The organism is uncultured Limnohabitans sp., from assembly GCF_937889215.1.
Classification (GTDB): Bacteria; Pseudomonadota; Gammaproteobacteria; order Burkholderiales; family Burkholderiaceae_C; genus Limnohabitans_A.
The window spans coordinates 1-5,502 of the sequence record NZ_CALBEX010000138.1 but is presented as its reverse complement, the minus strand read 5'-3'; the positions used below and the strand labels follow the sequence as shown (position 1 = coordinate 5,502).

The window sequence follows — 5,502 nt, the reverse complement described above, 5'->3', positions numbered from 1 at the left end:
GAAGTGACGGCTGGCAAAGCCTCGGTCATGCAGGTCGGCGATGTGCACGGCGAAGCTGGGGCCGAGCGCCACTGGACGCTGGACTTTGACCGTGCCGACGCGCAACTGGCCGACCACGACCGCCTGCGCGAAGACCTGCGCCTTTGGTACGTGGCGCTGACCCGGGCCCGGCATGCCCTGTGGGTGGGCTGGAGCCCTGTCAAGCGAGGCAACGGCAAGGGCTGCGTCAACCACGACAGCGCGGCCGGCCACTTGTTGGCCGGTGGCCAGGCGCTGGACGAAGCCGACTGGTGGCCCAAGCTGCAGGCCTTGCAAACCGATGCCCAAGGCCAGCCCTTGTCGGTGCACCTTGCGCTGGCGCCGACCGATGTGCCCTTGACCCGTTGGCCGCGTGCGGCGCGCTGTCTTGCGCTGCGCGAGCCCCTGGTGTGTACCGCCCACATCGACAAGTCTTGGAGCATTGCGAGCTTTTCTCGGCTCACCCGAGACTTGTCTTCGCAGGCTTTGTCGCTGCCCTTGGCACCTGTGAGTTTGGACATGGCCACGCCGCGCCCGGCCGATGATGAACCTGCGGACGAAGGCATGGGCATCGAGATGGCCTGGCCCTTGGCGCTGGAGGCCTCTTTGACGCCTTCCCCCCCCGCGTTGCTTGCCCCGTGGCACAGCTTTGCCCGTGGCCCGAGCGCGGGCAACTTTTTGCACGACCAAATGGAGTGGCTGGCTGCCGATGGCTTTGCGCTGCAGCCCGGCACGCCGACCGCTGAACGTTTGGTCAAGCGCTGCGAGCGGGCGGGCTACAAAGCGCAGGGCGAGGGTGTGGTGCAGTGGCTGGCACGGGTGGTGGCCCAAACCTTGCGGGGGCCCCATGTGGCGCTGAACGCCTTGCAGACGGTCTTGCCCGAGATGGAGTTTTGGCTGCCCGCCGAGCGCCTGCACGCGCGCAGCATCGATGCCCTGTGCCAGCTGCATTTGCTGCCCGGTGTGGCGCGTCCGCAGCTGCCCGATGCGCAACTGCACGGCATGCTCATGGGCTTTGCCGATCTGGTGTTCGAGCACGAGGGGCGTTATTGGGTGCTGGACTACAAGTCCAACCATTTGGGCCCAGACGACGCGGCCTACACCGCCGACGCCCTGGACCAAGCCATGGCCCATCACCGTTACGAAGTGCAGGCGGCGCTTTACATGCTGGCCTTGCACCGTTTGCTGCGCTCGCGTTTGGGCGCTGCCTACGACCCGGCGCAGCATTTGGGCGGCGCGGTGTACCTGTTCATGCGCGGCATCGACGGACCTGCCGGGGGCTGTTGCAGCTTGCCCGCGCCAGTGGCCTTGATGGACGGCTTGGACGCGATGTTGGGCTGGGGCGCAGACGCCGCACAGCAGCCGGGAGAGCCGGCATGAACACGCGCAAAACCCCACAAGCGGCTGTCTTGGCGCAGGCTGCGCAAATGGATTGGCTCAGCGATCTGCCCACACAGGCGCTGAGTGCTGCACACACCCTGCAATGGCTGCACGCTTGGGCCGAGCTGGGTTGGCTGCGCCGCTTGGACAGCGCCCTGCCCGCGCAACTGCTGCGCCTGGACGCGAACACCTCACCGGCGGTGCTGGTGGCGACGGCCGTGCTGGCCCAAATGGAAGGGCGTGGCCACACCTGTTTGGCGGTGCAGTCACTGGCCACGCCGCCTGGCGATTGGCTGGGCGGCTCGGCGCAGGCGTTGCACGCGCCCCAAGGCTTACTCGCCCTGTGGGCCCACATGCCGCAGGACACGGCCGCTTGGCTGACGGCCTTGCAGGCGGCCCCGCCGGCTTGCTTGCGCCTGGCCGATGCGCCAGACCTGGGGCAGCCCTTGGTGTTGGGCGGCTCGGCCGATGCGCCGCTGCTGTATTTGCGCCGCTACCGCGCCTACGAAGAGCGGGTGGGCCAAAGCCTGCTGCAGCGGGCACAAAGCGCGCTCCCTGTGCCCGAGGTGTTGGCACGCCAGTGGTTGGACCGGTTTTTTGCCGAACCCACGCCGTCTGGCGATGCGCCCGAGGCACCAACCGATTGGCAAAAGTGGGCCTGTGCGGTGGCCTTGCGAGCGCATTTGTCGGTCATCACCGGCGGGCCTGGCACGGGCAAAACCTACACCGCTGCGCGCTTGCTGGCGTTGCTGCTGGCCTTGCACGATGGCCCCCAGCCCCTTGCGCGTGGCCTTGGCCGCGCCCACCGGCAAAGCGGCAGCGCGGCTCAAGCAGTCGATTGACGGCTCGCTCAAGGCCCTCCAAGGCCAGGCTGGCGAAGGCGCATCGGCCGCACTCGATCTGGACGCGCTGATCCAACGCATTGGCCCGGCCCGCACCTTGCACGCGTTGCTGGGTGCGCGGCCCGACACCCGACAGTTTCGCCACCACGCGGCCAACCCGCTCGATGTGGATGTGCTCATCGTGGACGAGGCCTCGATGGTGCACCTGGAAATGATGGATGCCTTGCTGCAGGCGTTGCCGCCCACAGCCCGATTGGTGTTGCTGGGCGACAAGGACCAGCTGGCATCGGTCGAGGCGGGCGCGGTGCTGGGCGATGTGTGCCGTGGCGCAGCGCAAGGCGCTTACCTGCCGGACACGCTGCGCTATGCGCAGGCCGTGGCGGGGCAGCGCTTGCCCGACGCCTTTCATGCCCGGGCCGGACAGGCCATGTCCGCATTGGCGCAGCAAACTGTGATGCTGCGCCAAAGCCGCCGTTTTGATGGACCCATTGGCCAACTGGCCATGGCCGTGAACGCGGGCGATGCCGAAGCCGCCTGGGCGTGCTTGCGGGCAGCCCCTGGCCCGGCGCAGCCTTTGCGCGCCTTGCAGCCGGAGACCGCGCAAGCCGTGTGCGCGCTGGCGCTGGGGGCATCGGGCCAAGCCTCTTACACCGACTACCTGCAATGCCTGCGAGAAGGCCCGGCCGGGTCTGGCGAAATGGATGGCCAAGAGGAGGGTCCAAAAGATGGCCAAGCAGATGACCAAAAAGGTGGCCAAAAAGATCACCAAAACGAGGGCGAAGCGGCACATGCCGCTTGGGTGCGCCGCGTGTTGCGGGCGTTTGATCGCTTTCGCATTTTGTGCGCCGTGCACCAAGGCGAGTGGGGCACCAGCGCGCTCAATGCCGCTGTGCAAAAGGCGCTGGCCGATGCCGGGTGGCTGCAGCCGCAAGGCGAATGGTTTGCCGGACGCCCGGTCATGGTCACGCGCAACGACGCGCAACTGGGCGTGTTCAACGGCGACGTGGGCGTGGTTTTGCCCAACTTGCTAGGCGTGCTCAAGGTCTGGTTTCTGGATGGCGAGCACTTGCGCTCGGTCAGTGTCTCGCGCTTGGCCCATGCCGACACGGCTTTTGTCATGACGGTGCACAAAAGCCAGGGCTCGGAGTTCGCGCACACCGCCCTGGTCTTGCCGCCGGGTGCGGCCGAAGTGTTGTCACGCGAATTGGTCTACACCGGCATCACCCGCGCCCGGGAGCAGTTCACGCTCATCGAAGGCCAAGCCGGTTTGCTCAATGCCGCCATGACGCGCCCCAGCGTGCGCGCCAGCGGCTTGGGTTTGTGGTGGGCTCAGCTGGCGTAGCCTTCACACGCGCCAGCGTTGGGCCGCCCTCTGCATTCGCGCAGCAAGCGCTTGTCGCGTTCTGCCTTGCCCTCTGCCGAGCCTTTGTCGGTGGCAGGTTTGGGCGCTTTGGCCGGTTTGCCTTTTTTGCCCTTGGCAGGTTTGTCGGCACCCGTGGTGGCGGTGAAGGTCTCCAGCGCACCGCTGGTGGGGGCCGCACCCAAAAGAGCCAAGGCCAAGGCTGTGCTGGCCAGTGTATGGGGCAACTTATGGGCCAGCGTGTGGGCCAAACTTTGGGGCTTCATGCGTGTCTCCCTGGTGTTTGTTTGTGCGGGTCATCATAGGCAAAACACGCGGCTGTGCAAAGCGGGACAAGCCCGGGGCAGGGCAGCCGTTAGGATGCGGGCATGAACAAAAACACCGACCCTTTCATGCGCCAGGCTGTCATGGACCTGGAAGAATCCCGCATCCGCGAAGTCGCCAACGCGGGCATGGGCCGCCCCGATGTGCTGGCCTTCTGGTTTGGCGAATCTGACGAGGTCACGCCTGACATCGTGCGCCAGGCTGCCATCGATTCCATGCAAAAAGGCGAGACCTTTTATTCGCACAACCTGGGCCTGCCCGAGTTGCGCCAAGCCGTGGCCGACTACATGTCGACCCTGCACGGCCAAACTCAAGCGATAGGCGTGGACCGCCTGGCCATCACCTCGGGCGGCGTGAACGCCTTGATGCTGGCCGCGCAAGCCCTGATCGACGCGGGCGACGAAGCGGTTGCCGTGACGCCCGTGTGGCCCAACCTGACGGCACAGGCGCTGGTGATGGGCGCGAATTTGAAGTGCGTATCGCTGCGCCCGGTGGATGGCCAGTGGCAGCTGGACATGGCCGCGCTCAAAGCCGCCGTCACGCCCGCCACCCGCATGCTTATCGTCAACTCGCCCAACAACCCCACGGGCTGGACACTCAGTCGCGCCGAGCAGGCCGAGATTTTGGCGCACTGCCGCAGCACCGGCACCTGGGTGCTGGCCGACGAGGTGTATGAGCGCCTTTATTACGAAACCGACACGGCCAACGGCTGCGCACCGTCGTTTCTGGATGTGGCTGAGCCGGATGACCGCTTGGTCGTGGTGCACAGCTTTTCCAAGAGCTTTTTGATGACCGGCTGGCGACTGGGCTGGCTGGTGATGCCGGCCGACATGACGCCTCACATGGGCAAGCTGATCGAGTTCAACACCTCGTGCGCCTCGGTGTTCACCCAGCGCGCCGGGGTGGTCGCCTTGCAAAACACGGCCGACATCACGCCCCGCGTGGTGGCGCACCTCAAAGCCTGCCGCGACACCTTGCTGCCGCTGCTGCAAGCCGTGCCGGGCGTGCAAGTGGCCCCGGCCAAAGGGGGCATGTACGCGTTTTTCAGGCTCGACGGACACCCCGACTCGGTGCAGACTGCCAAGCGCTTGGTGGCCGAGGCCGGTCTGGGCCTGGCCCCCGGCGAAGCCTTTGCCCCCGAAGCCGCAGGCTGGCTGCGATGGTGTTTTGCCTCCAAAGACCTGGCGCGCCTGGCGCAAGGTGTGGCGCGACTCAGGGCTTGGCTGCTCGCCAATGGGGCAGGGGGCTGATGGGGGCTTCAACCGCTTGCGGATCGCGCCCGCAGGGCATGGCCTTGGCTTTTCAGTCCGCCAGCACTTCTGCCCAAGTGGGGGGCTGACAACCTTCACGCGTGCAGTTGATGGCCGCTGCCTTCATGGCCAGCGCCAAGGTGGAGGCCACGCGCTCAGCCGCACTTTCTGGCAGCAGCGCCCAGTCGGCCAGGGTGTTGCCCCAGAAGGTGTCGCCTGCGCCCACGGTGTCGGTGACTTGGATGGCGGGCACGGCTTGGCTGTGGTGTTGGCCTTCGATGTCCAGGTGTGCGCCATCGCCGCCAAAGGTCAGGGCCACGCGGCGCAG

Annotated in this window: 4 protein-coding genes and 1 pseudogene; 3 read left to right on the top strand and 2 right to left on the bottom strand. The window is 66.6% G+C overall.

The window, feature by feature from the left end; all coding sequences use genetic code 11:
- Positions 1-1,398: PD-(D/E)XK nuclease family protein (locus tag Q0341_RS03575; RefSeq protein WP_299510612.1), on the top strand; the 1,398-nt coding region annotated here is incomplete at its 5' end.
- Positions 1,395-3,582 (top strand): annotated as a pseudogene (gene recD / locus Q0341_RS03570) (exodeoxyribonuclease V subunit alpha). The gene Q0341_RS03575 and the pseudogene recD, both read left to right, overlap by 4 nt.
- On the opposite strand, the gene Q0341_RS03565 reads toward recD, so the two are convergent.
- Positions 3,570-3,866, bottom strand: coding sequence for a hypothetical protein (locus tag Q0341_RS03565; RefSeq protein ID WP_299510611.1), 297 nt, complete (start codon positions 3,864-3,866; stop codon positions 3,570-3,572). The pseudogene recD and the gene Q0341_RS03565 sit on opposite strands and share 13 nt — an antisense overlap.
- A 102-nt stretch (positions 3,867-3,968) precedes the next feature.
- Here Q0341_RS03565 and Q0341_RS03560 point away from each other — a divergent pair, with 102 nt between their 5' ends.
- The gene (locus Q0341_RS03560; RefSeq protein ID WP_299510609.1) at positions 3,969-5,174 is read left to right on the top strand and encodes a pyridoxal phosphate-dependent aminotransferase; all 1,206 of its coding nucleotides are present in this window, start codon (positions 3,969-3,971) and stop codon (positions 5,172-5,174) included.
- 52 nt (positions 5,175-5,226) lie between these two features.
- Here Q0341_RS03560 and Q0341_RS03555 read toward each other — a convergent pair.
- Positions 5,227-5,502, bottom strand: a 276-nt coding sequence (locus Q0341_RS03555) for a PfkB family carbohydrate kinase (RefSeq protein WP_299510608.1), incomplete at its 5' end; no start/stop codon positions are given.

Coding starts and splice junctions, on each gene's coding strand:
- Q0341_RS03565 (WP_299510611.1), bottom strand. CDS start 3,866: ATGAAGCCCCAAAGTTTGGCCCACACGCTGGCCCATAAGTTGCCCCAT.
- Q0341_RS03560 (WP_299510609.1), top strand. CDS start 3,969: ATGAACAAAAACACCGACCCTTTCATGCGCCAGGCTGTCATGGACCTG.